Annotated in this window: 22 protein-coding genes; 11 read left to right on the forward strand and 11 right to left on the reverse strand. The window is 72.3% G+C overall.

All coding sequences use genetic code 11. From position 1 onward, the window contains the following. Positions 1-11: 11 nt before the first annotated feature. The 5 genes from ABTY04_RS29130 to betA form a co-directional block, all read right to left on the reverse strand. Complete coding sequence (locus tag ABTY04_RS29130) at positions 12-2,036, reverse strand: ABC transporter permease (RefSeq protein WP_352216381.1); 2,025 nt, start codon at positions 2,034-2,036, stop codon at positions 12-14. Beyond that, entirely contained in the window at positions 2,036-3,118 is a 1,083-nt protein-coding gene (locus ABTY04_RS29135; protein WP_352216382.1) for a quaternary amine ABC transporter ATP-binding protein, read from the reverse strand. The genes ABTY04_RS29130 and ABTY04_RS29135 overlap by 1 nt, the downstream gene beginning before the upstream one ends. Before the next feature lie 28 nt (positions 3,119-3,146). Beyond that, on the reverse strand, positions 3,147-4,622 hold the full coding sequence (locus tag ABTY04_RS29140) for an aldehyde dehydrogenase family protein (RefSeq protein WP_352216383.1): 1,476 nt from the start codon (positions 4,620-4,622) through the stop codon (positions 3,147-3,149). 154 nt (positions 4,623-4,776) lie between these two features. Further along, positions 4,777-5,661: a methylenetetrahydrofolate reductase gene (locus tag ABTY04_RS29145; RefSeq protein WP_352216384.1), complete on the reverse strand. Its 885-nt coding sequence runs from the start codon at positions 5,659-5,661 to the stop codon at positions 4,777-4,779. 11 nt (positions 5,662-5,672) lie between these two features. Then, the gene (gene betA, locus ABTY04_RS29150; RefSeq protein WP_352216385.1) at positions 5,673-7,367 is read right to left on the reverse strand and encodes a choline dehydrogenase; all 1,695 of its coding nucleotides are present in this window, start codon (positions 7,365-7,367) and stop codon (positions 5,673-5,675) included. A gap of 168 nt (positions 7,368-7,535) precedes the next feature. On the opposite strand from betA, the gene ABTY04_RS29155 reads away from it, so the two are divergent. Beyond that, a complete protein-coding gene (locus tag ABTY04_RS29155; RefSeq protein ID WP_352216386.1) occupies positions 7,536-8,333 on the forward strand; it encodes an IclR family transcriptional regulator in 798 nt (265 codons plus the stop codon). 38 nt (positions 8,334-8,371) lie between these two features. Here ABTY04_RS29155 and ABTY04_RS29160 read toward each other — a convergent pair whose 3' ends face one another. The 3 genes from ABTY04_RS29160 to ABTY04_RS29170 form a co-directional block, all read right to left on the reverse strand. Beyond that, entirely contained in the window at positions 8,372-9,511 is a 1,140-nt protein-coding gene (locus tag ABTY04_RS29160; protein WP_352216387.1) for an aromatic ring-hydroxylating oxygenase subunit alpha, read from the reverse strand. Positions 9,512-9,626: 115 nt separating this feature from the next. Next, positions 9,627-10,811 (reverse strand): NAD(P)/FAD-dependent oxidoreductase, encoded by a 1,185-nt coding sequence (locus ABTY04_RS29165; RefSeq protein WP_352216388.1) that lies wholly within the window; start codon positions 10,809-10,811, stop codon positions 9,627-9,629. Continuing rightward, a complete protein-coding gene (locus tag ABTY04_RS29170) occupies positions 10,808-11,200 on the reverse strand; it encodes a bifunctional 3-phenylpropionate/cinnamic acid dioxygenase ferredoxin subunit (RefSeq protein WP_352216389.1) in 393 nt (130 codons plus the stop codon). Before ABTY04_RS29170 ends, ABTY04_RS29165 begins: the two co-directional genes overlap by 4 nt. Here ABTY04_RS29170 and ABTY04_RS29175 point away from each other — a divergent pair. From ABTY04_RS29175 to ABTY04_RS29195, 5 genes are all read left to right on the forward strand, one after another. Then, positions 11,114-12,310 carry an NsdA family TPR-like regulatory protein gene (locus tag ABTY04_RS29175; RefSeq protein WP_502996741.1) on the forward strand — a complete coding sequence of 399 codons (1,197 nt, stop codon included), beginning with the start codon at positions 11,114-11,116 and terminating at the stop codon, positions 12,308-12,310. The genes ABTY04_RS29170 and ABTY04_RS29175 overlap by 87 nt on opposite strands. Further along, a complete protein-coding gene (locus ABTY04_RS29180) occupies positions 12,307-13,020 on the forward strand; it encodes a response regulator transcription factor (protein ID WP_352216391.1) in 714 nt (237 codons plus the stop codon). Before ABTY04_RS29175 ends, ABTY04_RS29180 begins: the two co-directional genes overlap by 4 nt. Then, on the forward strand, positions 13,017-14,462 hold the full coding sequence (locus ABTY04_RS29185) for a sensor histidine kinase (RefSeq protein WP_352216392.1): 1,446 nt from the start codon (positions 13,017-13,019) through the stop codon (positions 14,460-14,462). Before ABTY04_RS29180 ends, ABTY04_RS29185 begins: the two co-directional genes overlap by 4 nt. 123 nt (positions 14,463-14,585) lie before the next feature. Continuing rightward, positions 14,586-15,002: a hypothetical protein gene (locus ABTY04_RS29190; protein WP_352216393.1), complete on the forward strand. Its 417-nt coding sequence runs from the start codon at positions 14,586-14,588 to the stop codon at positions 15,000-15,002. After that, a complete protein-coding gene (locus ABTY04_RS29195) occupies positions 14,999-15,214 on the forward strand; it encodes a hypothetical protein (protein ID WP_352216394.1) in 216 nt (71 codons plus the stop codon). Before ABTY04_RS29190 ends, ABTY04_RS29195 begins: the two co-directional genes overlap by 4 nt. A gap of 64 nt (positions 15,215-15,278) precedes the next feature. Here the strand turns inward: ABTY04_RS29195 and polX are convergent, their stop codons facing one another. Beyond that, entirely contained in the window at positions 15,279-17,003 is a 1,725-nt protein-coding gene (polX, locus tag ABTY04_RS29200; RefSeq protein WP_352216395.1) for a DNA polymerase/3'-5' exonuclease PolX, read from the reverse strand. 172 nt (positions 17,004-17,175) lie between these two features. Between polX and ABTY04_RS29205 the strand changes: the two genes are divergently transcribed. After that, positions 17,176-18,579 (forward strand): GH1 family beta-glucosidase, encoded by a 1,404-nt coding sequence (locus tag ABTY04_RS29205; protein ID WP_352216396.1) that lies wholly within the window; start codon positions 17,176-17,178, stop codon positions 18,577-18,579. Positions 18,580-18,829: 250 nt separating this feature from the next. Then, a complete protein-coding gene (gene pknB, locus ABTY04_RS29210; RefSeq protein ID WP_352216397.1) occupies positions 18,830-20,761 on the forward strand; it encodes a Stk1 family PASTA domain-containing Ser/Thr kinase in 1,932 nt (643 codons plus the stop codon). 192 nt (positions 20,762-20,953) lie between these two features. On the opposite strand, the gene ABTY04_RS29215 is transcribed toward pknB, so the two are convergent. Beyond that, positions 20,954-21,262 (reverse strand): DUF7677 family protein, encoded by a 309-nt coding sequence (locus ABTY04_RS29215; protein WP_352216398.1) that lies wholly within the window; start codon positions 21,260-21,262, stop codon positions 20,954-20,956. Positions 21,263-21,411: 149 nt separating this feature from the next. On the opposite strand from ABTY04_RS29215, the gene ABTY04_RS29220 reads away from it, so the two are divergent. Beyond that, a complete protein-coding gene (locus ABTY04_RS29220; RefSeq protein WP_352216399.1) occupies positions 21,412-22,080 on the forward strand; it encodes an MFS transporter in 669 nt (222 codons plus the stop codon). Positions 22,081-22,133: 53 nt separating this feature from the next. Here the strand turns inward: ABTY04_RS29220 and ABTY04_RS29225 are convergent, their stop codons facing one another. Further along, positions 22,134-22,370, reverse strand: coding sequence for a chaplin (locus ABTY04_RS29225; RefSeq protein WP_352216400.1), 237 nt, complete (start codon positions 22,368-22,370; stop codon positions 22,134-22,136). Positions 22,371-22,824: 454 nt separating this feature from the next. On the opposite strand from ABTY04_RS29225, the gene ABTY04_RS29230 reads away from it, so the two are divergent. Both ABTY04_RS29230 and ABTY04_RS29235 read left to right on the forward strand, forming a co-directional pair. Beyond that, on the forward strand, positions 22,825-24,702 hold the full coding sequence (locus ABTY04_RS29230) for an ABC transporter ATP-binding protein (RefSeq protein ID WP_352216401.1): 1,878 nt from the start codon (positions 22,825-22,827) through the stop codon (positions 24,700-24,702). Continuing rightward, complete coding sequence (locus ABTY04_RS29235; protein ID WP_352216402.1) at positions 24,699-25,622, forward strand: serine/threonine-protein kinase; 924 nt, start codon at positions 24,699-24,701, stop codon at positions 25,620-25,622. The genes ABTY04_RS29230 and ABTY04_RS29235 overlap by 4 nt, the downstream gene beginning before the upstream one ends. The last annotated feature ends 17 nt before the right edge of the window (positions 25,623-25,639 follow it).

Raw genomic sequence — 25,639 nt, forward strand, 5'->3', positions numbered from 1 at the left:
CTTCTTCCGCCTCAGCGCCCGCCGGGGGCTCTTGCCGCCCGGTGCGCCGCCGCCTGGGTGATCCGGTCGAACATGACCCCGAGCAGCACGATGGCCAGGCCCGCCGCCAGCCCCTTGCCGTACAGCTGGCTCTGTGAAAAGCCCGCCACGACGTCGTAGCCGAGGGCGCCCGCCCCGACCAGTCCGCCGACGACGACCATCGACAGGACGTAGACCAGCCCCTGGTTCACGGCGAGCGCGAGGGCACCGCGCGCCATCGGGAGCTGCACCTTCGTGATGACCTGCCAGGTGCCGGAGCCGGCCGACACCGCCGCCTCCACGGTGCTCTGCGGCACCCCTCGCACGCCGTCCGCGATGATCTTCACGGTCACCGGGGCCGCGTAGACGATCGCCGCCACGATCGCCGTGAACCGGCTCGCGCCGAACAGGGCCAGGAACGGCACCAGATAGACGAACGCCGGCATCGTCTGGCCCGCGTCGAGCACGGGGCGGATCAGCCGGTCGGCCAGGGCGCTGCGTCCCGTCCAGACGCCCACCACGACGCCGAGGGCCAGGACGATGACCGTGGCGACCATGCTGGAGGCGAGCGTCGTCATGCTGTCCCGCCACAGGCCGGTGCCGACGATCAGGGCCACGCACACCGCCGCGGTGGCCGCCGCGCGCGGGCCCCCGAACAGTGCGCCGAGGGCCACCGCCACCGCGCCGACGAGCCACCACGGGGAGCCGGTCAGCAGCGCCTCGAAGGGGTTGAGCAACAGGGTGGTGACGACCTCGCGCAGAGCGCCCGTCACGCCGGCGAAGCCACCCTGCACCCACGCGGTGGCGGAGTCCGCCGTGCGGGCGATCGCCGCGCCGACACCGGTGCCGGCGGGGAACTGCGCCGCCCATACGTAGGTGTGGGACAGCCAGATGCACACGCCGGTGAGCACGGCGCCGGCGAGGAGCAGCGGGCGGCGCCACCGGGCCGCGCGGCCGGCGCGGCGCCTGGCGTCCTCCGCCTTCCCCCGGCCTTCGGCCGGGGGGACCCCCGTCCCGCTCCGCTCGCTCGCCGCGGTGGTCACGCGGTCGAGCACGATGGCCAGTACGACGATGGCGAGGCCGGCATTGAACGCCGTACCCACGTCGAGCGTCTCCAGCGCCTTGACGACCGTCTTGCCGAGCCCGGGCGCGTCGATGAGGGCGGCGATGGTGGCCATGGAGAGCGCGGCCATGATGGTCTGGTTCACCCCGAGTACGACGGTCCGCTTCGCCATCGGCAGGAGCACGGTCGTGAGCGCCTGGCGCCGGGTCGCTCCGAGCGACTCGGCCGCCTCGACCGCGGCGGCGGGCACCGAGCGGATCGCGTGGGCGGTGATGCGTACCGCCGGCGGCGTCGCGAAGACCAGCGTGGCGATCGTGGCGGACGCCGGGCCGATGAGGAAGAACAGGGTCAGCGGGGCCAGGTAGACGAAAGTCGGCATCGTCTGCATGAAGTCGAGCACCGGGGTCGCCACGCGGTGGACCCGGTCGGACAGTCCGGCCCAGACACCGAGCGGAATGCCGATGAGCAGGGAGACGAGAACGGCCGCCAGGGTCAGGGCGAGCGTGTCCATGCTCTCGCGCCACAGCCCCTGGAGGCCGAGGAGGACGAACCCGGCGACGGACAGCGCCGCCACCCGTGCGTTCCCGAACACCCACGCGACGTATCCGACGAGGGCGACGACGCCCAGCCAGCCGACCACGGGGACCGGGCGGCCGTACGAGGGCTGCGCGATCAGCGCCTGGAGGAAGGTGACGAGGTTGTCGATGACCAGCCGGATCTCGTTGAAGACGTAGAGGAAGACCGGGTTGCTGTTGCGGCCGGCCCCGACGGCGTCGTTGATCTCGTTGAACCGCCGGTGGAGCGAGGTCAGTTCGGCCGTGCCGAGAAACAGTGTGTGGACGCCGTGCAGAACCGGCCACAGGGCGATCCAGCCGAGGAGGACCGCGGCCGCCATCCGTGCGCGCCCGCCGCGCACCGGCCACCGCTGCTCGGTCGCCGCTGCCGGAACGGCCATTACGCGCCGCCCTCCGGGCCGGCGACGACCGCGAGGATCTCCTCGTCGCCGACGAGGCCCAGCAGCCGCCCGTCCTGCACGACCTTGACGGGCCGGTCCGCCGCGAGGACGGTGCGCGTCGCCTCGCGGACGACGGTGTCCGGGCCGAACTCCGGTCCGTCGAGTGCGTCGTCCGGGCGGGCCGGGCGCATGATCCAGCGCAGGGTGAGCACGTGCGCGCGCGGCACGTCCGCGACGAAGTCCCGGACGTAGTCGTCGGCGGGCGCCCCGACCAGTTCGTCGCCCGTGCCGCACTGGACCGTGCGGCCGTCGCGCATGATGAGGATGCGGTCGCCGAGCCTCAGCGCCTCGGACAGGTCGTGGGTGACGAACACCATCGTCTTGCCGACCTCGCGGTGCAGCCGGACGACCTCGTTCTGCATGTCCCGGCGGATCAGCGGGTCGAGCGCGGAGAACGGCTCGTCGAAGAGGAGCACGTCCGGGTCCCCGGCGAGGGCGCGGGCGAGCCCGACCCGCTGCTGCATGCCGCCGGAGAGCTCGTCGGGGTAGGAGTGCTCGTACCCGGCGAGGCCGACCAGCTCGATCACCTCCATGGCCCGGAGGGTGCGCTCGGCCCGGCCGGTGCCGCGGATCTCCAGGCCGTACGCCACGTTGTCCAGGACCCGGCGGTGCGGCAGCAGCCCGAAATGCTGGAAGACCATCGCGAACTTGTGCCTCCGCAGCTCGCGCAGTCTCTTGCGGTCCGCGGCGAGGACGTCCTCGCCCTCGAAGACGAGCTCGCCGGCCGTCGGCTCGATCAGCCGGGTCAGACAGCGCACCAGCGTCGACTTCCCGGACCCGGACAGGCCCATGACCACGAAGACCTCGCCGGGCGGCACGTCGAAGGCCACGTCCCGCACGGCCGCCGTGCAGCCGGTGCGCACCATGAGTTCGCGGCGGGAGAGAGCGCACAGTTCGGGCGAGGCGGGAACCCGGGCCGCCTGGGGCCCGAAGACCTTCCACAGGCCGCGGACGGAGATGACGGGGGTCCCGCCGCCGGACGCGCCCCGCTGCGACGGCAGTTCTGTCTTCGTTGCGGTCACTGTCGGCCTCTCTTCGGACGGCACCGGTTCAGCCGCGGGAGCGGAACCAGTGCTGCGCCCGGGGCTGGATGTTCTGCCAGATGTGTTTCGGTTCGCGGTACTCGTCCAGGCCGGCCGGTCCCAGCTCGCGGCCGATGCCCGAATGACCGAAGCCGCCCCATTCCGCCTGGGGGACGTAGGGGTGGTAGTCGTTGATCCAGACCGTGCCGTGCCGCAGCCGCCGGGCGACCCGCTGCGCCCTGCCCGCGTCCTGGGTCCACACCGCCCCGGCGAGCCCGTACTCCGTGTCGTTGGCGGTCCGTACGGCATCGTCCTCGTCCGTGAAGCGCTCGACCGTGAGCACGGGGCCGAAGGACTCCTCCCGTACGACGCGCATGTCCCGGCGGCAGCCGTCGAGCACGGTCGGAGGGTAGTAGAAGCCGCCGGCGAGCGCGGGGTCGTCGGGGCGCCGGCCGCCGCAGCGCAGTACGGCGCCCTCGGCGAGGCCCGCCGCGACGTACTCCTCGACCTTGGCCCGGTGCCCCGCGGAGATCAGCGGCCCGGTCTCGGCGGCGGGGTCGAAGGGGCCGCCCGGCCGGATGGTGCGGGCGCGGCGCACGACCTCGTCGACGAAGGCGTCGTGCAGCCGGTCCTCGACGATCAGGCGGGCGCCGGCCGAGCAGACCTGTCCGGAGTGGAGGAAGACGGCGGTCAGGGCGAAGTCCACGGCCGCCTCGAAGTCGGCGTCGGCGAAGACCACGTTGGGGTTCTTGCCGCCCAGTTCCAGCGCGACCTTCTTCACGGTGGCCGCGGCGGCCGCCATGACCCGCTTGCCCGTCTCCAGGCCGCCGGTGAAGGAGACCATGTCCACGCCCGGGTGCTCGGCGAGCGGTGCGCCGGCCTCGGCCCCCGCTCCCAGGACCAGGTTGGCCGCGCCGCCGGGCAGTCCGGCCTCCTCCAGCGCGCGCATCAGCAGGATGGAGGTCGAGGGGGTGAGCTCGCTGGGCTTGAGGACGAGGGTGTTGCCGGCGACGAGGGCGGGCGCGACCTTCCACGCGGCTTGGAGCAGGGGGTAGTTCCACGGGGTGATGAGCCCGCACACCCCGACCGGCTCGTACACGACCCGGCTGACGGCGTCCTCGCGGCCGGTGTCGACCACCCGGCCCGCGTCGGTGCCCGCGATCCCGCCGAAGTACCGGAAGCAGGCCACCACGTCGGCGACGTCGTACTCGCTCTCCACCAGGCGCTTGCCGGTGTCGAGGGATTCGGCGCGGGCGAACTCCGCCGCCTCGCGCTCCATCACGTCGGCGGTGCGCAGCAGCAGCGCGCCGCGCTCCCGTTCGGGGGTGCGCGGCCACGGCCCCTCGTCGAACGCGCTGCGCGCCGCGGCGATCGCGGCTTCGGTGTCGTCCCGCGTCCCTTCGGACACGGTCCGAACGAGCGCGGCGTCGGCCGGGCAGTGAATGTCCCGACGGCCGCCCGCCACCGCGTCGCGCCACTTCCCACCGACGTACAGATCTGCCACGCGCGGAGCCCTCCATGCGGGTAACACCGGTATGTGCGTTGCGTATTGCGCATCGTATTGCTCGGAATGGAACGACACGATCGCCCACGGGGTGCGGTACGTCAAGGGGACGGGCGGCCCGGCGGCCGGGTACGGACGCTCCCGCGGCGCCCGCTCAGCCGCCGAGGCGCTCCAGCATCGCGCGGCGCCAGCGCTCGGTCTCGGCGATCTGGTTGAAGGTGAACAGGTGCAACCCGGCCACCGCGGCCTCGGGCGCGCCGAGCGCGGGGGCGCTGCGGCGCAGCAGCCGCTCCGGGTCGTAGCCGCCGGGTGCGGCGAAGCGCAGGAACCACGAGGGGTGCCGGGTGAGGAACCTGGCCGACTCCCCCACGCCGATCTTCGTGGCCATGGACAGCAGCTTCGCGCGCTCGACGGGGCCGGCGACGCCGACGTGCACGGGCAGCACGATCTGCCGGCGGCGCACCCGCGCGAGCCAGTGGCGCAGGGTCGCCGGGTCGAAGCACAGGTTGCTGACGATGTACGTGGCGTGCCGCTGCTTGTCCCACATCGCCTGGACGGTGACGTCGTCGTCGATGAGGGGATGGCTCTCCGGGTAGCCGGTGATGCCGACGTGCGCGAACGGGCTGCCCAGCTCGCCGAGCCGGCGCAGTACGGGCAGGGCCGCGTCGAACGGCCCGGCCGGCGGGTCGGCGTCGCCGGCCGGTACGAAGACGTCCTCGATGCCGGCCGCGACCAGCCGGTCAACGATCTCCGCGAGGTGACCGGCATCGGCGATCTGCCGGGCCGGGACGTGCGGGACGACCCGGTAGCCGTGCCCGGCCAGGCGGGTGGCGAGGTCCAGGGTCGGGCCGAGTCCCTTGGCCGGGGAGGCGGTGACCGTGACGGGCACGTCCGCCGGGACGTGGGCGAGGACCTTGTCCTCGGTCGCCGTCGCCGGCAGGACCTCGTAGCGGACCCTGCGCAGGAGCTCCGCCAGGCCTCCCCCGGTGACCGGGGCCTGTACGGGGCGTTCGGAATTCGGCGTGGGCCGGGCGGACATGCCGCTCCTCCTCAGGTGTGGCCGGGGCTCTGCCCCTGCTCTGCCTCGCTGCCGAGGCGGTGGTGCCGGTGGAACTCGGCCTTGGACGGCGGCAGCGGCTCGTTGCCCAGGATGAGATCGGCGGCCTTCTCGGCCACCATCATGACGGGTGCGTAGATGTTGCCGTTCGTCACGTAGGGCATCACGGAGGCGTCCACGACGCGCAGCCCCTCCAGGCCGTGCACGCGCAGGCTCGCCGGATCGGTGACGGCCCCCTCTCCGGTGCCCATCCGGCAGGTGCAGGACGGGTGCAGGGCGGTCTCGCCCTCCCTGGCCACCCAGTCGAGGATCTGCTCGTCGGTCTCGACGTCCGGTCCGGGTGAGATCTCGCCGCCGTTGTACGGGGCCAGGGCGGGCCGGCCGAGGATGGTGCGCGCGGTACGGATCGCCTCGACCCACTCGCGGCGGTCCTGATCGGTGGAGAGGTAGTTGAACCGCAGGGCCGGGTGGACGCGGGGGTCCTTGCTCCTGATCTTCACCGAGCCGACGGCGTCGGAGTACATGGGGCCGACGTGCACCTGGTAGCCGTGGCCCCCGGCGGGTGCGGATCCGTCGTAGCGGACCGCGATGGGCAGGAAGTGGAACATCAGGTTGGGGTAGGCGACGTCCTCGTTGCTCCGCGCGAAACCGCCGGCCTCGAAATGGTTGGTGGCGCCGGGGCCCGTGCGGAAGAGCCACTGGAGGCCGATCCAGGGCCGGTGGCGCCATTTCAGGTAGGGCTGCATCGAGACCGGCTGCTTGCAGGCGTACTGGACGTACACCTCCAGGTGGTCCTGGAGGTTCTCCCCCACGCCCGGCAGGTCGTGGACGACCTCGATGCCGAGGGCCCGCAGCTCGTCGGCGTTGCCGACGCCGGACAGCTGGAGCAGCTGCGGGGAGTTGATCGCACCGCCGGACAGGATCACCTCCCCGGCCCGCACCTGCCGGGGCGCCCCGCGGCCGCGGCGGTACTCGACGCCGACGGCGCGCTTGCCCTCGAAGAGGATCCGGGTCACGAAGGCCCGGGTGCGCACGTGGAGGTTGGGCCGTTTCATGGCCGGGTGGAGGTAGGCCCGGGCGGCCGACAGCCGCCGTCCGCGGTGGAGGGTTCGGTCGAAGGCGGCGAAGCCCTCCTGCCGGTGGCCGTTGACGTCGTCGGTCAGCGGAAGGCCCGCCTGTCGGACCGCTTCCATGAAGGCGGTGAAGAGCGGCCCGGACGCCGGGCCGCGTTCCAGGACCAGGGGTCCGGAGTGGCCGCGGAACTCGTCATCCGGGTCCGCGGCCAGGCAGTTCTCCATGCGCTTGAAGTACGGGAGGCAGTGCGCGTAGTCCCAGGTCTCCATGCCGGGGTCGGCGCCCCAGCGCTCGTAGTCGAGGGGGTTGCCGCGCTGGAAGATCATTCCGTTGATGCTGCTGGACCCGCCCAGCACCTTGCCGCGGGCGTGGTGGATGCGCCGCCCGTTCATGTGCGGCTCGGGTTCCGACTCGTACTTCCAGTCGTAGAAGCGGCTGCCGATGGGGAAGGTCAGCGCGGCCGGCATGTGGATGAAGACGTCCCACGGGTAGTCGGGCCGGCCGGCTTCGAGGACCAGGACGCGGTTGGCGGGGTCCGCGGAGAGCCGGTTCGCCAGGGCGCTGCCGGCCGAGCCGCCGCCGACGATGACGAAGTCGTACTGCTGGGGCACCATCGGAGTCTCGTCCCTCCCCGTCGTGTCCGGCCGAGGGCTGCCCCCAGCCGTCAAGATGCGGCGCATGCTAGTACGGGTATCTCCATGCGCACCAGGTTGCGTTCCGCGCAACTTTTCGGCCGCGATGGGCCCGGGCTGCCCGTTGGTGACGGCGAGTATGGTTTCGCCATGAGCAACTACGAGGCAGCCACCGAAACAGCAGGCGCCCCGGCGGGCGGGGTGCAGTCCGTCGACCGCGCGATCAGCGTGCTGGAGATCCTGGCCCGGCGCGGCGAGGCCGGCGTCAGTGAGGTGGCGGCGGAGATCGACGTCCACAAGTCGACGGCGTTCCGGCTGCTCGGCGCCCTGGAGGCGCGTGGTCTGGTCGAACAGTCCGCCGAGCGGGGCAAGTACCGGCTCGGCTTCGGGATCGTGCGGCTGGCCGGCGCGGTCACGGGGCGGATCGACATCACCCAGGTGGGCCGCCCGGTGTGCGAGCGGCTGGCCGAGGAGCTCGGCGAGACGGTCAACATCGCCATCCTGGAGGAGCAGTACGCGATCAACCTCTGCCAGGTGCGCGGACCGGGCGCGGTCACGGCGCACAACTGGGTCGGCCAGCTGACACCGCTGCACGCCACCTCCAGCGGCAAGGTCCTCCTCGCCCATCTGCCGGCGAAGCAGCGCGTGCAGCTGGTGGCGGAGGCCGGCCTGAAGCGGTACACGCCGAACACCCTGACCGCCAGGACGAAGCTGGAGAAGAACCTCGTCGAGGCCCTGGACCGCGGCTACGCCATGACGTTCGAGGAGTACGAGATCGGGCTGCACGCCATGGCGGCCCCGATCCGCGACCGCGACGGCGTGGTCATCGCCGCGATCAGCGCATCCGGGCCGAGCTACCGCTTCACCGAGGAGCGCATGCGCGAGCTCGCCCCGCTGCTGATGCAGGGCGCGCAGGAGATCAGCCACCGCATGGGCCACCTGGGCTGAGCCGTCACCCGGGCCGGCCGTCGGCGGCGGCGCCGCTCCTACCGCGGTTGCCGCTGCCCGGTGTCCAGGCGGTCCCGGACCCAGTCGTGGAACGCCCCGATGTGGTGCTCGCTGGGCACCAGCACACCGCCCTTGGCGTACATGCGGGAGCTCATGGCGGGCTGGCAGCGCTCGCAGGCGTCGAAGTCCTGCCGGTTGACCCGGTCGAAGAGCTCGACGGAGCGGCTGAGGTCCTTGCCGCTCTCGACGACGTCCTTGACGTACAGCCAGTCGCATTCGACGATCGTGCGGTCGGCCGCGACCGGGTACATCCGGTGGAAGATCACGTGGTCCGGCACCAGGTTGACGAAGACCTGCGGCCGCACGGTGATCGCGTAGTACTTGCGGTCCTGCTCCGGGGAGACGGTGGGGATGCGGTCGACGCCCTCGGACCCGTCGACCGTGAACCCCTGGATCCCCTCGCCGAAGGCGGCGCCGTGTCCGACGTAGTACTGCGCGGCGTAGCCTTCGGCGAACTCCGGCAGCACTTCGGTGAGTTCGGGGTGGATCGTGGCGCAGTGGTAGCACTCCATGAAGTTCTCGACGATGAGCTTCCAGTTCGCCTTGACGTCGTAGACGATCCGCCGCCCGACCTCCAGGTCCGCAATGCCGTACCGCTCGATGGACTCCGCGTCGCCGAGCCGCGCGACGGCCGCGCCCACGACCTGCTCCTCGAAGGACGGCGGGTGCTCCGCGAGGCAGACCCAGACGTACCCGAGCCACTCGCGTACGGGCACGGGCGCGAGCCCGAACTCGGTGCGGCCGACGTCCGGCATCCTGGTGAGGTTGGGGGCGGCGATCAACCTGCCGTCGAGATCGTACGTCCAGGCGTGGTACGGGCACCGGAACGCCCGCCTGACCTCGCCGGCCCCTTCCGTGCACAGTTTCGCGCCGCGGTGGCGGCACACGTTGAAGAAGGCGCGGATCGTACGGTCGCGCGAACGCGTCACCAGGATGCTCTCGCGGCCGACGTCCACGGTCCGGAAGGCGCCCGGCGCGGCCAGCTCGGACGCGCGCCCCACGCAGAACCACATCGCCTCGAAGATGCGCTCCTGCTCCAGCCGGAAAACGGCCGGGGCGGTGTAGTAGTCGCCGGGGAGGGTGGCGATCAGGCTCTCCGGCAGTCCGGTCGTTGTCACGTGCACTCCTCGCGGAACGTCGTGGTATGGGGCGTCGGGGCCGGGCTGTCGGTGGGCACCGGGGCGCAGGAGGCCCCGGCCCCGGCCCCGGCCCGGTACAAGGCACGCCGGCGGGTCAGCCGGCCGTCCGGGCCCCGGCGGTGGACAGCCGGCGCCTCCATCGCGTGAACAGCCGCGGCTGGTTCAGCCCGAGCACCGCGACCGGCCGGCCCGCACTCCGGTAGACCGCGAGGAAGCTGCGGTCCGCCGCCGCGCCCTCCTCGACCGCGACGCTGTCGGCTTCCGCGGCGTACCCGGCGAACTGGATCCGGGTGCCGTACTGGTCCGACCAGAAGTACGGGGGCCGGGGCGGCTCCGGTACGCCCTGCCCGCCGGACAGCAGGGCGGCGACCGCCGCCGCCGGGCGTTCCCGTGCGCCGGTCCAGTGCTCGACCCGGCGGTGCGCCCCGGCCGCGGGCTCGTACCAGGCCGCGCAGTCCCCGACGGCGACGATGCCGGGGATGCTCGTACGGCCGGCGGCGTCGCAGCGGACTCCGTCGCCCAGGTCCAGTCCGGACCCCGCCAGCCAGTCGGTGCACGGGCGTGCACCCACCCCGACGACCACGGTGTCGGCTTCGAGGCGGCGGCCGTCCCGAAGCATGACGGCCTCCACCCTCCGCGGGCCGGCGAGGGCCCGTACGCCCGTCCCGCACAGCAGGCGGACGCCGTGGTCGGCGTGCAGGCGGGAGACGAGGGAGCCCATCTCCCTGCCGAGCGGGCCGGCCAGCGGTGTGGGCGCCGCCTCCACGACCGTCACGTCGAGGCCGAGCCGCCGCGCGGTGGAGGCGACCTCCGCTCCGATGAAGCCGCCGCCGACGACCACCAGGGGGCCGCCGCGGGCCAGATCCGCGCGCAGCGCGCGGGCGTCGTCCAGGGTGCGCAGGACGTGGACGCCGTCGAGGCCATCGCTGCCGGGCAGTGTCCGGGCGGCGGCGCCGGTGGCGATCACGATGCCGTGCGCCCGGACCGACCTGCCGTCGGCGAGCCGTACATGGTGCTCGGCCCGTGATCCGGTGTCGAGCCCGACGGCCCGCACGCCGAGCTCCCACACGGCCGCGAGGTCCTCACCCTCCGCTTCGAGGGCGAGGGCGTCCTCGTCGATCTCGCCGGCAAGGAACTCCTTCGACAACGGGGGCCTGTCGTACGGGCGGTGGGTCTCCTCACCGATGAGGACGAGCCGTCCGTCGTACCCCTGCTCGCGCAGCGAGCGGGCGGCGGACAGGCCGGCCAGCGAGGTGCCGACGACGGCCACGGTCTTCACGCGCGGCCTTCCACCCGGCGGACTTCCGCACAGGGCGACGGGTGCGGAAGGTCCGGCCGTACCGCCGCCGATTCCGCCGCCGCATCCGACGGCACGACGTACACCGTGCCGTCCTCCACGAGTACCCGGTGGGTACGGACGGGGCGCTTGGCCGGCGGGGAGTCGACGCCACCGGTGCGCAGGTCGAACTTCGAGGCGTGCAGCGGGCATTCGACCTCGCACCCCTCCAGCCAGCCGTCGGACAGTGCGGCGTCCTGGTGGGTGCACGTGTCGTCGATGGCGTACACCTCGCCGTGGTCGGTATGGAACACCGCGATCGGGGGATCGGATTCGAGCCGGAAGGCCTCGCCTCGCGGGAGATCGGCGAGTCGGCACACGGGAATCTTCATGACACCTCGGTGCGTATAGCGAAACGGATTGCGGTGAACGCAACGCCAGTGTGCGGGCGCCCCCATACCTTGTCAAGGAAGGGTTCGCGACATCGGGAGGGCCTCGTCAACGACCTTGAAAGGCCGCAGGCTTGGGCCATGGAACACGTTGCCGCACTGACCGCCGAGCTCCTCGAAACGGACCGGACGGCGGGGGCCCGCCGGGCCGCCCCGGCGGCGCTGCGGGCGGTCTGCTCCGTCGAATGCGCCGCATCCGCAGGCCGGCCGCTCCGGACCGCGTCCGCGGCCGAACGGTCCGCCCTCATGGAGCTCTTCGAGGTCGCAGCCTGGATCCTCTTCGACGCGGAGCAGCACGGGACGTCACGGCGGCTGAGCCGCCGCGCCCTGGCCCTGGCCCGCACCCTGCCCGAGGAGTCCCGCTCCGTCGAACTGCTCGTCCTCTCCGTGCTGTGCCTGCAGGCCGCGCACCTCGGGCGCCCCGCCGACTCACTGCGCATGTCCTCGTCCGTCCTGGCCCGGAGGGACCTGCCGGGGCGGGTGGCCGCCGTCTTCCACGTACGGGAAGCGCGCGCCCAGGCCCAGCTGCGCCGACGGCAGGGGGCGGTGCGGTCCCTGACCACGGCCCGGGAACTCCTGGCGGACGGGCCTTCGGAGCGCGATCCGTCCTGGACCTGGTGGTTCGACCGGGCGGAACTCGACGGCCACCACGGGCTCGCCCTCGCCGACCTGGGGGACCTGGACGGGGCGGCGTCCCTCCTGCACGGGGCGACGGCGGCGGGCGACGCGCCCGCCTACCGCTCCCTCTTCTCCACCGAGCTGGCGTCCGTACTGGCCCGGGCCGGCGCCTGGCGCGACACGGACGCGCTGTTGTCCGGCCTCGTCGAGTCCGTCCCGGACATCGGCTCCGTCCGCGCTCTGGGCGCCCTCGTGCGCACGGTCCGCCTCATCGAGCGCGGCCCCCGCGTCCCGCGCGCCCTGCGGGACACCGGGCGGGACCTCGCCGAGGCACTCCGCGAGGAGAGTCGGCCGGACCCCCGGGTTCCGTGCGGTCCGGCGGCCGTGAGATGGTCGCCCGGGTCTGCGACGAGGCCGTGCGAGGAGGGCTTGTGACCGGCAGTACATCCACCGGACTGGTACTGGTGGCGGACGACGACGCCGCCATCCGCCGCTCGCTGGAGCGCGGGCTGCGGCTGAGCGGCTTCACCGTGCTGCTCGCCGAGGACGGCCCGGCCGCGCTGGGCCTGCTCGGGGGGCAGGACCCGGACGTCCTCGTCCTGGACGTGTCGATGCCTGGCCTGACCGGTACGGAGGTCTGCCGCAGCCTGCGCGCCGGGGGCGACGAGACTCCCGTCCTGATGCTGTCGGCCCTCGACGAGGTCACGGACCGGATCGCCGGGCTGCAGGCCGGGGCCGACGACTACCTGGTCAAACCGTTCGCCCTGGAGGAGCTCGTGCTGCGCCTGCACGCCCTGCTGCGGCGCCGGCCGGACCGGGCGCCGTCGGACGTCCTGCGGGCCGGCCCGCTCGTGATCGACGAGGCCCGCCGGCAGGTGCACCACGACGGCGGCGAACTCCACCTCACCCGGCGCGAGTTCGAGCTGCTGGTCCAGCTGGTGCGCAACGCCGGGATCGTCCTCACGAGGGACCAGCTGCTGGACCGGGTGTGGGGCTACGACTTCGAGGTCCGCAGCGACGCCGTCGACACCTTCGTCAGTTATCTGCGCCGGAAGCTGGAGGAGGGCGGGCGCCCGCGCCTGATCCACACCGTGCGCGGTGTCGGCTTCGTGCTGCGCGTCCCCGAAATCCGGAGCGGATCGTGAAGCTCGCCACCCGCATCGCACTCTCGGTGACCGTGGTGGTGCCCCTGCTGGTGCTCGCCGCGGGCCTGCTCGTGCTCGGGCTGGTCAGCCGCGACCTGCACCAGCAGCAGGACACCCGGCTCCAGGACCGGGCCTCCGCCGTCCTCCCGGACGTCAAGACGATGCTCACCGCCGACCGCAACGGGCGGCCCAAGGCCGAGCAGAACCAGCACCGCAAGGTGCTCGGCGACGTCCTCGACGCCGGCATCCGGGTCCGGACGGCGGACGGAACGGTCGTCCTGGAGGGCGGCCCGCAGCCCGCCGAACCGGTGCGGCTGCCCGAGACGACCCCGGACGGGCCGGTGACCGTCCGGGCCAAAGGCCACGCCTGGCGGGTGCTGACCGTCCCGGTGACCGGGCCGGCGCCGGGCACGCTGTGGCTGTTCACCCCGGCTTCTGCCGCCGACCCGCAGGTGGTCGCCGTGCGCCGCCGGGTTCTGCTGGTGGCCCTGCTGGCGGCGCCGGTCTCCGGGCTGCTCGCCTACGGGCTGGCCGGCCGCGCCACCGCCTCCGTACGGAGGCTGAGCCGTCGGGCCGCCGAACTCGACCCGCGGGCGGGCGCGGGCGCCTTCGCCACCGCGCCGTCGAACATCGCCGAAGTGGATGAACTGTCCACCTCCATAAGCCAGTTGCTGTCCCGGTACGAGGAGCAGGCCGCCCGGACGGCGCAGGCGCTGGACACCGCCCGCTCGTTCTCCTCCGCCGCCTCGCACGAGCTGCGCACACCGCTGATGAGCATGCGGACCGACCTGGACGTCCTCGCGGCCCACCCCGACCTCTCCCCCGCCGAACGGGCTGAGATCGTACGGGACCTGCAGGGCGACCACGCCCGCCTGCTGGACCTGCTCACGGCACTGCGGATGCTCGCCCGGGGTGATCTGGTGGAGGTGTCCGCCTTCGCCGCGCTCGACCTCTCCGAGCTGGTGGACACGGTGGTCGGCGAGACCGCCCGCCGCCATCCCACGGCGCGGCTGGACGTGGAGCTCCCCGCAGAGCTGCGGGTGTTCGGGTGGGACGCCGGGCTGACCATCCTGCTCGCCAACCTGCTGGGCAACGCGGTGGTGCACGGCCACCTGCCGGACGAGCCGTCCAGGATCGCGGTACGGCTGCACGACGAGGGCGGGTACGCGGTGCTCACCGTGGACGACGCGGGGCCCGGCATCGCGCCCGGTGACCGGGAAGCGGTCTTCCGGCGGTTCCACCACCGTCCGGGCAGCCCCGGCTCCGGGCTCGGGCTGACGCTCGTCGCCCAGCAGGTCGCGCTGCACCAGGGCACGGTCGCCATCGGGACGCCGCCCGGCGCCGCGGGCACCCGCTTCGAGGTGCGCCTGCCCCTGTCGGCGGCGGACGCCCCGACCCTTCGGCTGCCGAAGCGGCGCGACTGGATCTCCCGGGGCGACTGAGCGGGGCCGGCCGCCACGGGGCCGGACTCACAAAGATTCCACAAAGAGGCTCCTTACCGTCCTGTCCTGTCGGCCGACCGTGAGCCGACCGTTCGCACTGCTCGTCATGAAGGAGACACGACCATGCTCCCGAACCGTAGGACCGCCGCTGCCGCGATCGGCGCCGTCGCACTGGCCGGCGCTCTGCTCTCGGCCGCCCCGGCACAGGCCGACTCCGCAAGCCCCGCCCCCGCCCCCGCGAAGACGGCCAAGTCCGCACCGAAGGGAGACGGGGCCAAGGCGATCTGCAAGCGCCTGCCGAAGACCGAGGCCCGGATCAGCGCCGCGATCACCCGGCTCAACGGCGACGTCACCGTCGCCGGCTCCGTCGCGCGGCTGGAGCAGCGCGTCGCGGACGCGCAGACCGCCGGCCACACCGAGATCCACACCTACCTGAACGACCGCCTGACCTTCCGCAAGAGCCTGCTGCCCACCCTCCAGAAGCGGCAGGACGACCTGAAGGCCGTCAGCACCTGGTGCTCCGCGCAGGGGTCCAAGTGACCGTGCCGCGCCGCGCCGCCGCAGGTCTCGCCGCCCTGGTCGCGGCCACGGCGCTGCTGCTCACGGGCTGCACGCCCGGCGCATCCGCCCAGCCCACGGGGAAGCAGTCCGTGAGCGGCGACGACGCCCAGGCCAAGGACATGCAGCAGAAGCTCGACGACGCCGAGAGCGCGGCCGCCCAGGCGGACTCGGACGCAGGCCAGAACAACTGATCCACACCCGCATCCGGCCTGTTCCCGATCCTCGGGGGCGGGCCGGTTCCGGTGTGTGCAGGGATCAGGTCTGCTTCCCGTGCAGGAACCTGCGCAGGCGCGCCCAGGGCCAGGTGTTGACGACATCGTCCTTCGTCAGCCAGCCGCGCTGCGCCGTGCCCACCCCGTAGCGCAGGTACGCCAGGTGCGTGGTCGCGTGTGCGTCCGAGTTCACCGCGAACTTCACGCCGTGGCGTTTCGCACGCAGGATGTCCTCGTCGCCCAGGTCGAGCCGCTCCGGATGCGCGTTGATCTCCAGGGCGGTGCCCGAGCGCGCACACGCCTCGAACACGGCGTCGAAGTCGGCGTCCACTCCGGGCCGGCGCCCGATCCGCCGGGTGGTGGGGTGGCCGATGACGGCGACATTGGGGTTCTCACAGGCCCGGATGAGGCGCCGGGTCATGGCGGTCCTGCTCTGGCCGAAGTGGGAGTGGACCGAGGCCACGCACAGGTCGAAGTCCGCGAGGAAGGCGTCGGGCCAGTCGAGGCCGCCGTCCGGGCCGATGTTGAGTTCCGTGCCGTGCAGCAGCCGCATCCCGCGCACCGTGCCGTCCAGTGCCCGTACCTGTTCGCGCTGCGCCAGGATCTTCTCCCGGGTCATGCGCTGCATGGCGAGGTCCGGTGCGTGGTCGGTGACCGCGTAGTACGCGTAGCCGCGGGCGGCAGCGGCGGCCACCATGTCCTCCAGTGGGGCGAGGCCGTCGGTGAGGTCCGTGTGGGTGTGCAGGTCGCCCCAGATGTCGCCCTCCGCGACGAGGGCGGGGAGTTCACCGCGCAGCCCGGCCGCGACCTCCCCGCGGTCCTCGCGCAGCGGCGGCGGGATCCAGGGCAGGCCGAGCCGGGCGTAGATCTCCTCCTCCGTCTCCGAGGCGAGGTTCTCGCCGCTCTCCGCGTCGAAGAGCCCGTACTCGGAGAGTTTGAGCCCGTGGCGCACCGCCAGCCCGCGAGTCCGGATGTTGTGCGCCTTCGAACCGGTGAAGTACTGGAGGCCCGCTCCCCAGGAGGCCGGCGGCAGGACGCGCAGATCGACCTGGAGGCCCGTGCCGGTGCGGATGGAGGTCTTCTTCGCGCCGTGCGCGATGACCTCGGCCGCCTGCGGGAGCCCGGCGAGGGCCGTCATGAACGGCGCTGACCGGTCGGCCGCCACCAGGATGTCGATGTCGCCGATGGTCTCCCGCATCCTGCGCAGCGACCCCGCGTACGCGCACCGCACGCACCCCGGGATCCGGGCCATCTCCTCGACGATCTGCTCGGCGATGTCCGTCGCGGCGCCCAGCAGGATGCGGCCGTCGGCGTTCCGGAGTACGGAGATGCCGTGGAGGATGTTCTGCTCGGTCTGCTCGCCGAAGCCCTTCAGATCGCGCAGCCGCTCCTGCCTGATGGCGTCCTGCAGCTGCGCGACGGACGAGATGCCCAGCTCCTCGTACAGGACCAGGGCCTTGCGGGGCCCGAGCCCGGGGACGGCCGTCAGCTCCCGCACCCCGGCCGGGACGGCGGCCCTGCTCGCCTCGATGTCCGGGACGCGCCCGGTCCTCAGGTATTCCACGACCTTGTCCGCGATGGACCGGCCCACGTGCGGGATCTCCCGCAGGCCCTTGGCGTCGAGCTGCGCGATGTCGGCCGGGTGGCCGCCTATGGCGCGGGCGGCCTTCTCGTACGCGCGCGCCTTGAAGGCGTCGCCGCCGCTGATCGCGATCAGGTCGGCGTACTCGCGGAGCAGTGCCTCGACCTGTTCGTTGGCCCTGGCCATGCCTCCAGGGTACGGGCCGCAGCAGCCCGCGGATAAGTTGAGGATTGTTCACTTTCCATTGACAGGGCAGGCTCCCGGGCCCAAAAGTGTGCCGTCAGCGATGCATCCGACAGTGGTGGTGCACAGCCCTGTTGGCGACCCGTACGCGCACCCGTGACCGAAGTGAGCCCGTATGACTGCGCCCGTACCCGCGTTCCCCGCCGACTTCCTCTGGGGCGTCTCCGCCTCGGCGTTCCAGATCGAGGGCTCGCCCACCGCCGACGGCCGCGGCCCCTCCTCCTGGGACGCCTTCACCGGGGAGCCGGGGCGCATCAGAGACGGCTCTCACGCGGCCGTGGCCACCGACCACTACCGCCGCTACCGCGAGGACGTGGCCCTGATGGCCGGACTCGGCGTCGGCGCCTACCGCTTCTCTGTTTCCTGGTCGCGGGTCCTGCCGGAGGGCCAGGGGCAGGTCAACCGCAAGGGGCTGGACTTCTACGACCGCCTGGTCGACGAGCTGTGCGCCGCCGGCATCGCCCCGGCGCCCACCCTGTTCCACTGGGACACCCCGCTCGCCCTGGAGGAGAAGGGCGGCTGGCTCAGCCGCGACACCGCCGAGCGGTTCGCGGCGTACGCCTCGGTGGTCGCGCAGCGGCTCGCCGACCGCGTCCCGATGTGGATCACCATCAACGAGCCCGCCGAGGTCACCCTCCTGGGGTACGGCCTGGGCGAGCACGCCCCCGGCCGGCGTCTCGTCTTCGACGCCCTGCCCGCGGCCCACCACCAGCTGCTGGCCCACGGCCTGGGCGCAGCGGCCCTGCGGGCCGCGGGCGCCCGCCGGATCGGCATCGCCGTCTCGCACAGCCCCGTGTGGACCGCCGGGGACGGCCGCGGCGGAGCCGCCGAGGCCGACCGGGCCGCCGCCGAGCTGTACGACGTACTCACGAACCGCCTCTTCGCCGACCCCCTCCTGACGGGCGCCTATCCGGACGAGGGCCTGGCCTCGCTGCTGCCCGGACCGGTGGCCGAGGACCTGAAGGCGATCTCGGCCCCGCTGGACTGGTACGGCGTCAACTACTACAACCCGATGCTCGTCGGCGCCCCGCAACCCGCATCCCCCGCGGGCGAGTTCGGAGGGATCGAGATCCCGGCGGACCTCCCCTTCGGCATCCGCCCGATCGAGGGGTGCGAGCACACGGACTTCGGCTGGCCGGTGGTCCCGGACGGGCTGCGCGAACTGCTCGTCTCCCTGCACGAGCGCTACGGCGACCGGCTGCCGCCGGTGTACATCACCGAGAACGGCTGCTCGTACGGTGACGGGCCCGATCCCGTGACGGGGCGGATCGCCGACACGCGCCGGATCGCCTACCACTCAGGACATCTGGACGCCCTGCACCGGGCGATGGAACAGGGCGTCGACGTCCGCGGCTACTTCATCTGGTCGATCCTCGACAACTTCGAGTGGGCGGAGGGCTACCGGCAGCGGTTCGGGCTGGTCCACGTCGACTTCGAGACGCAGCTGCGCACTCCGAAGGCGTCGTACGCGTGGTACCGCGACCTGATCGCAACTCACCGGAAGTTCCAAGCGGGGTAATTGGGCTCAGCAGTGGCGATCGAGCTCGTCGAGATCGGTCCGGGTTGATGCGGTGCCGCCGAACAGGACGCCTGCGGCTTCCCAACATGTGCTTGTTCAACCCGATGACGTGCGGGGCGACCGGCCATGGGACACTCGGGCGAACGTCGGCAGGGGGCGATCGGTTCGACCCGGCGGCGGGCTCGTCACCAAAGTCCGCGTTCACACGGTGGGGTCTCGCGCCGAGATGGCGGCTGGGGAAGGCAGGGGGATGGACGTCGAGGAGACCGAGAACTTGCACGCGGTGGGGCCGGTCCGCGCGGTCGGGCAGGGCCGTTACGTCCTGCAGGAACCTCTCGGCGAGGGTGGCATGGCGTCCGTGTACCGCGCCCAGGACACAGTGCTGGGACGCACCGTCGCGGTGAAGACGCTGCACGCGGACCTGGCCCGCGACCCCTCATTCCGCGAGCGCTTCCGCCGTGAGGCCCGGGCGGTCGCGGCGCTCAGCCACGTCAATATCGTGGCCGTGCACGACAGTGGCGAGGACACCGGGCCCGACGGCGTCGTGCCGTACATCGTCATGGAGTACGTACAGGGCCGATCGGTGCGCGAGCTCATCCGGGACCGGGCCGCGGACCCGGCCGGTGGCAGGTTCCCGCTGGACCGCGCGCTGGCCGTGACCGCGGCCGTGCTGGACGCCCTGGAGTGCAGTCACCGGCAGGGAATGATCCACCGGGACATCAAGCCCGCCAACGTGATGACGACGGGCGACGGCACGGTCAAGGTGATGGACTTCGGCATCGCCCGTGCGCTGCAGTCGGACGCCACCGCGATGACCCGGACCGGCACCGTGCTCGGCACACCCCAGTACCTCTCGCCCGAGCAGGCGCTGGGCAAGCCCGCCGACGCCCGCTCCGACCTCTACTCGGTCGGCTGCATGCTCTTCGAACTGGCCACCGGCACACTGCCGTTCGACGGCGATTCGACGATGAGCGTGCTCTACCAGCACGTCCAGCAGCCGCCGCCGGTCCCGTCCTCGATCAACCCGGCGCTGCCCCCGGCCGTCGATGCCGTCGTGGCCCGCGCCCTCAGCAAGGAGCCCGCCGGACGCTACCGGAGCGCCCGCGCCATGGCCGATGACGTCCGCCGGGTCGCCGCAGGCGAATCGCCCACCCGGGCGCATCCGCCGTACGCCGCCCCCACTGTCGCGGAGGAGAGCGTCACTGCCGGTGACGGTGCAGCCGAGACCTTCGGGGCGCCGACCCGTGACGCCGACGACGCCTTCGCAGCAGCAATCCGCTCCAGGCAGGAGTACATCCGACGGACTGTGCGCAACCGCAGAATCCTCGCCCGGGCCTCGTTTCCCGTCCTCGGGTTCATAGCGGCCGCGAGCGTGTTCGGCATGCGGCACGCGTTTCCCGGCTCCGCTCACAACCCGGACCCGCGGGCAACCGGGCCGTACATCGAATGCGAACCGGTCACCACCGGGAACGGCGGGCTCTACCCGCCCTCGTTCACGGGCATGTCGCCCGCCGAGGCGCGTACCTGCGCGGAGATCGCCGGACTGAAGATCGACCAGAAGACCACCACCGGGGTCAAGCGCAACAAGGACACCGTCGCGCGGCAGGAACCGGATCAGGGTCAGTCGGTCAAGCGCGGCAGCACCATCACCGTCTGGGTGTCGACGGGCGGTGATCCCAGGGCCCAGGGCGACCTTGCCAACTGCGAGGTCGAGGAGAACCAGGGCAAGGTCTCCACCCCCTGGCTCAAGGACAGGACCCCGGACGCCGCCCGGATCTGCGCGGACATCGCCCACCTCAAGATGGAGGAGGCCGGGAAGGTCCAGGACTCGCGCATACCGGCCGGCCAGGTGGCACGACAGGAACCGGGAACGGAGAGCATCGCCGTCGGCGGCACCGTCAAGGTCTGGATCTCCACCGGCGGTGACCCCAGGGCCGTTGGCGAGCTCTCCGACTGCGACAGTACGACCGATGGACAACCCCAAGAAGTGCCGTCACTTGAGCACATGACCGTGGCGAACGCCCGCACCTGCGCGGAGATCGGGCATTTCAAGCTTGAGGAGCAACTCGTTCCGGACAAGGTCTGGCCGAGCGGCGAGGTCGTCAGGCAGGAGCCGAGAAGCTTCAGCCGCATCGGTCCCGGTAGCACCATCAGGATCTGGGTCTCGTCCGGCGCGCCGTGACCGGGCCTCCCGCCGTCCGAGCAACCCGCACCGAGGTCATCGGTCGCACCGGACCGAAGGGCGTGTGCCGGCTGAAGGAACGGAGTGCGGCTCTGCCTCTCCGGGAGCAGCCGCACGCCGGGAACCGGCGCCGGGCGAATCAACGGTGCCGAACCCATGTCCTCCAAACCCCGGAGCGCCAGTGCGCGTGGGTCAATTGAGCTCGCATTCCCACGGCTCGATGGCCGGCTGGCCCGGGGGCAGCTTCCCGGTGCAATAGGAGTACAGGTACGTTGCGGCCCGGCGCTCGGCGTACTTCTCGTTGACCGGCTCTCCCTGCTCGTCCAGTTCGAGGACGTTGGCGAAGATGGCGAAGCAGATCTCCATCTGGGAAGGCGACTCGCGCAGTTCCTCCCAGTAGTCGATCCCTTCCAGCATCGGGTAGCCCACCGAACTGCGGGCAACCCATCCGGCAAAGCGGCGAAGGGCTCCCGAGGCACCGGGACTGAGATGTGATGTCATTCGAACACCCTAGCCACGGCCGCCCCAGGGTGCATCGCCGATTTCATGCGCCGTCAGCACCGGGAGTGGAAGGCCTCATCCGAGCGAAGCGGACCTGCGACCTCGATCTGCCCGGGGTGGGACGACAGCGACGTGATCAAGAGCGGCAGATGACCGTCGGGCAGTCGGACGCGAAGACCGCCGGCCCGGTCGACGGGCGGTGGGTGGGTGCCCTGTCCCTCGCCAGTCTCGGGGTCTGGGTCGGCTGGTTCGGCCCGCTCCAGCTGCTCCTGGCCCGCCAGGCGGAGCAGCTCGCCCCGCAGCACAAGGCGACCACCCTCGCGCTGGTCACGGGGGTGGGAGCAGCCGTCTCGATGGTGGCCAACCCGGTCTTCGGGGCCCTGTCCGACCGTACGACGGCGTCGGTGGGCCGGCGGATCCCCTGGGTGGCGGCCGGGGTCGCCGGCGGGGCGGCCGGACTGGTCCTCCTCGCGAACGTCATCGGGGCGGGGCTGGTCATCTCGGCGGCCACCCTGCTGCTCGCCGTGTGGCAGACGTGGACCGGGGCGATCGTCGCCTCGCTGGTCCTCGGGGTCGGCTTCGGCGTGTACACGTCGGTGGACTTCGCTCTGCTGACGGATGTGCTGCCGACGGCTGAGGACCGGGGCCGGGATCTCGGCGTCATCAACATCGCCAACGCGCTGCCCCAGGTCCTGGCTCCGGTGATCGCCGCGCCGGTGGTCACGCACTTCGGCGGGTACACCACGCTGTACGCGCTCGCGGGCGCTCTGGCACTGGCGGGATCGGTGCTGGTCCGCCGCATCCGCGGGGTTCCCTAGCGCCACCCGGCGGTGTCACCGGACGGGTCCGGTGACACCGCGGGCGGGGTGTGTCAGGTGTTGATGCAGGTGTTGGCGGCGGCCGGGTTCAGCATCCCGATGAGGCCGATGCCGTTGCCGCAGACGTTGATCGGGATGTCGATCGGGACCTGGACCACGTTGCCCGACAGGACGCCCGGCGAGCCGATGGCGTAGCCGTCGGCGGTGGCGTCGGCGGAAGCGGCGCCGATCCCGCCCAGCGTCGCGCCGACGACCAGACAGGCCGCAACGGCCAGGGTACGGATCTTCATGTGGGTCTCCCATCGAATTCGGGTGTGCCGGGCCATCCCATACCAGAACGGCCTGAACCCTGCAGATTCACCCGGTCGTGGGCCCCGTCCGCGGCGCGATGCCGGTCGTGCGTGGCGCGGTGCGGTCGTGCGCGCCGCGGTGCCGATCGGGAGAATCTTCCGGAATCCGCAATCTCTCGAGCGTTCTGGTGCGTATGCCCCTGTAGAAGACTCTCCGGGAGGAAAGCTCATGGCGATCTTCACTCATCTCATCCCCGCGAAACACCGTCACGGAAAGAGGGACATGACGTCGGAGCATGACAGCACCAACAGAAGGCGCCGTCACCGCCGCCGTACCAACACCCAAGGCCACCAGGGCCATCACCACCACGGCCACAACTGGTGACCGCCGAGAACGGCCGGGCGGCCCCCGCTTCCTGATCCGCCCGGTCGGCGATCGTCGAGGACCGTGTCCATGAGGCGTATCGCGCGGCATGCACTGCGGCGACTGCTGTCGGTGGCCGATGACCCCGACGCGGTCGTCGCGGCGGCGCCGCCCGTCTCCCCGCGCGAGGCGTTCCGGCGCTTCTGGCCCTACACCCGGGGCGGCCGGCGCTGGCTCGTCCCGATCCTCCTCTTCAGCATGATCGGCCCGCTGATCGACGCGGCCGAGATCTGGCTCTTCAAGATCGTGGTGGACGAGGTCCTCGTTCCGCGCGATCTGCGCCCGTTCCTGTGGATCGCGCTGGCCTACCTGGGTCTCGTCATCTGCTCGGGCGCCCTGGAGTTCGCCGACGACGTGATGTCCACCTGGGTCGGCGAACGCTTCCTGCTGGCCCTGCGCTCGGACGTCTACCGGCACGTCCAGGGGCTCTCGCTCGGGTTCTTCGAACGGCGCCGGCTGGGAGACGTACTCTCACGGATCACCGGCGACGTGGACGCGATCGAGACGTTCCTCCTCTCGGGCTTGGCCAACGGCCTTTACCACGTGATCCGGTTGGGCGTCTTCCTCGGCCTCCTCTTCTACCTGCGCTGGGACCTGACCCTCCTCGCGCTCGTCATCGTGCCGCTCTTCTGGGGCGCGGCCCGGCGCTTCTCCCGACTGGTCAAGGCCGCGTCGCGGGAGCGGCGGCGGCGCAGCGGCTCCATCAGCGCGATAGCCGAGGAGTCGCTGGGCAACATCGCGCTGGTGCAGGCGTACAACCGGCAGGCGACGGAGGAAGGCCGGTTCGCACGCGAGAGCATGGGCAGGTTCCGCGCGGCGATGGTCTCGGCCCGCATCCGCTCCGTCTACGGCCCGATCGTCGAGGTGATCGAGCTGACGGGCGCACTGGCCGTCATGGGCCTGGGCACGTGGAAGCTGGCACAGGGGCAGCTCACGCTGGGCGGGCTGCTGGTGTTCCTCGCCCTGCTGGGCAAGCTCTACAGTCCGATCCGCGATCTGTCCCAGCTCACGAACACGTTCTACGCGGCGTCCGCGTCGGCCGAGCGGATCATCGAGCTGCTCGACCAGCGCCCGCAGGTCGCCGAGGTCGAAGCCGCCCGTGCCCGGAGGATCGGGCGCGCCCGGGGCAATGTCGAGTTCCGCGGCGTCTCCTTCCGCTATCCGGGCACGTCGCGGTGGGCGCTGCGCGACGTGTCGTTCCGGGTGCCGCCCGGTACGACGCTGGCGCTGGTCGGTGCGAGCGGCGCCGGGAAGTCCACGGTCGGCAAGCTGCAACTGCGCTTCTACGACCCGGACCGCGGGGCGGTCCTCCTCGACGGCGCCGATCTGAGGGAGCTGCGGCTGTCCGAACTGCGGGAGAACGTCGCGGTGGTGCTCCAGGAGACGCTCGTCTTCCACGGCACGGTACGGGAGAACATCGCCTACGGCCGGCCCGGCGCGACGGACGCGGACATCGTCGCGGCGGCCCGCGCGGCCGACGCCGACGGGTTCATCCGGCTGCTCCCCGAGGGCTACGACACCCTGGTGGGCCAGCGGGGCCGGACACTGTCCGGCGGACAGGCACAGCGCCTGGCGATCGCGCGCGCGATGGTCAGGGACGCCCCCGTACTGCTCCTGGACGAACCGACCACCGGCCTGGACCCCGAGTCGGCCCGCCGGATCATGGAACCGCTGCGCCGGCTCATGGCCGGACGGACGACGGTCGTGATCTCCCACAACCTGCTCACCGTCCGCGACGCGACGTCCACCGTGGTGCTGGACCGGGGCCGGGTCGTCGAGCGCGGCACGCACGAGGAACTGCTCGTACGGGACGGCGTCTATGCCCGCCTGCACCGGATGAACGGCGGCGTTCCCGGCTCCGACCCCGGCTCCTCGACGGCCGCCCTCCCCCTGGAGGTGCTGTCATGAGCCGGGCCGCCACCGCCACCACCGCCCGGCCGACGGCCCCGCCCCTCGCGCCCGGCACGGTCCCCGCGCCGGGGTACGAGGTCCTGGCGCACCTGGACCGGACCGGCTGGCTCGACCTGTACGACGCCTGGAGCGAGGAGCGGGACTGCCGGTGCGTCGTGAAGGTCCTGCGCCCCGACCGCCGCGCCGAGGCACGGCTCGGCGACCTGCTCGTCCGTGAGGGCCGCTGGCTGCAGGGCTTCACCCATCCGCATCTGGTCCGCGCGTACGAGACGTTCGAGTTGCCCGAGCCGCTCGTCGTACTCGAAACGCTGACGGGCGAGACGCTGTCCCACCTCATCGGCCGCCTGCCGCGCCGGGCGGCCGCCGAGGACGTGGCCGTCCTGGGCGTGCAACTGTGCTCCGCCGTGCACTACCTGCACCGGCAGGGCCTGCTGCACCTGGACCTCAAGCCGTCCAACGTGGTGGTGGACTGCGGTCACGCGAAGGTGCTCGACCTCAGCATCGCCCGCGCACCCGGCATCGCCCCCGCCGGTGTCGGCACGTTCGGCTACCTGTCCCCCGAACAGGCCCGCGGGGGAGTCCTGTCGGCAGCGGCCGACGTGTGGGGCATCGGCATCACGCTCTACGAACTCGCCACGGGGGACGTTCCGTTCGACCCCGGCGAGACCGTGGACGGGAGCACGGCGGGCCAGGCCGACGGGACCGGCGATTGCGGCCAGGGGGCAGGCTGGTACCCGCAGCTCGAAGAGTCGGCCCCGCCCGTCGCGGCCCGCCGGCGCCTGCCCCGCGCCCTGGCGGCTGCCATCGACGGCTGCCTGCGCCCCGATCCGGCGGCCAGGCCCACCGTGCCCGAACTGTCCGCCGCCCTCGACGGGGCGCTGCACCGGCGGCGCCAGGACACCGCCGCACCCGGCTGACCGGAACGCACCGGGCC

This window comes from Streptomyces sp. NPDC097981 (assembly GCF_040302565.1).
GTDB lineage: Bacteria > Actinomycetota > Actinomycetes > Streptomycetales > Streptomycetaceae > Streptomyces.

Coding starts and splice junctions, on each gene's coding strand:
- ABTY04_RS29155 (WP_352216386.1), top strand. CDS start 7,536: ATGAGCAACTACGAGGCAGCCACCGAAACAGCAGGCGCCCCGGCGGGC.
- ABTY04_RS29230 (WP_352216401.1), top strand. CDS start 22,825: ATGAGGCGTATCGCGCGGCATGCACTGCGGCGACTGCTGTCGGTGGCC.
- ABTY04_RS29235 (WP_352216402.1), top strand. CDS start 24,699: ATGAGCCGGGCCGCCACCGCCACCACCGCCCGGCCGACGGCCCCGCCC.
- ABTY04_RS29175 (WP_502996741.1), top strand. CDS start 11,114: ATGGAACACCGCGATCGGGGGATCGGATTCGAGCCGGAAGGCCTCGCC.
- ABTY04_RS29145 (WP_352216384.1), bottom strand. CDS start 5,661: ATGTCCGCCCGGCCCACGCCGAATTCCGAACGCCCCGTACAGGCCCCG.
- ABTY04_RS29225 (WP_352216400.1), bottom strand. CDS start 22,370: ATGAAGATCCGTACCCTGGCCGTTGCGGCCTGTCTGGTCGTCGGCGCG.
- betA (WP_352216385.1), bottom strand. CDS start 7,367: ATGGTGCCCCAGCAGTACGACTTCGTCATCGTCGGCGGCGGCTCGGCC.
- ABTY04_RS29190 (WP_352216393.1), top strand. CDS start 14,586: ATGCTCCCGAACCGTAGGACCGCCGCTGCCGCGATCGGCGCCGTCGCA.
- ABTY04_RS29170 (WP_352216389.1), bottom strand. CDS start 11,200: ATGAAGATTCCCGTGTGCCGACTCGCCGATCTCCCGCGAGGCGAGGCC.
- ABTY04_RS29220 (WP_352216399.1), top strand. CDS start 21,412: ATGACCGTCGGGCAGTCGGACGCGAAGACCGCCGGCCCGGTCGACGGG.
- ABTY04_RS29215 (WP_352216398.1), bottom strand. CDS start 21,262: ATGACATCACATCTCAGTCCCGGTGCCTCGGGAGCCCTTCGCCGCTTT.
- ABTY04_RS29205 (WP_352216396.1), top strand. CDS start 17,176: ATGACTGCGCCCGTACCCGCGTTCCCCGCCGACTTCCTCTGGGGCGTC.
- ABTY04_RS29130 (WP_352216381.1), bottom strand. CDS start 2,036: ATGGCCGTTCCGGCAGCGGCGACCGAGCAGCGGTGGCCGGTGCGCGGC.
- pknB (WP_352216397.1), top strand. CDS start 18,830: ATGGACGTCGAGGAGACCGAGAACTTGCACGCGGTGGGGCCGGTCCGC.
- polX (WP_352216395.1), bottom strand. CDS start 17,003: ATGGCCAGGGCCAACGAACAGGTCGAGGCACTGCTCCGCGAGTACGCC.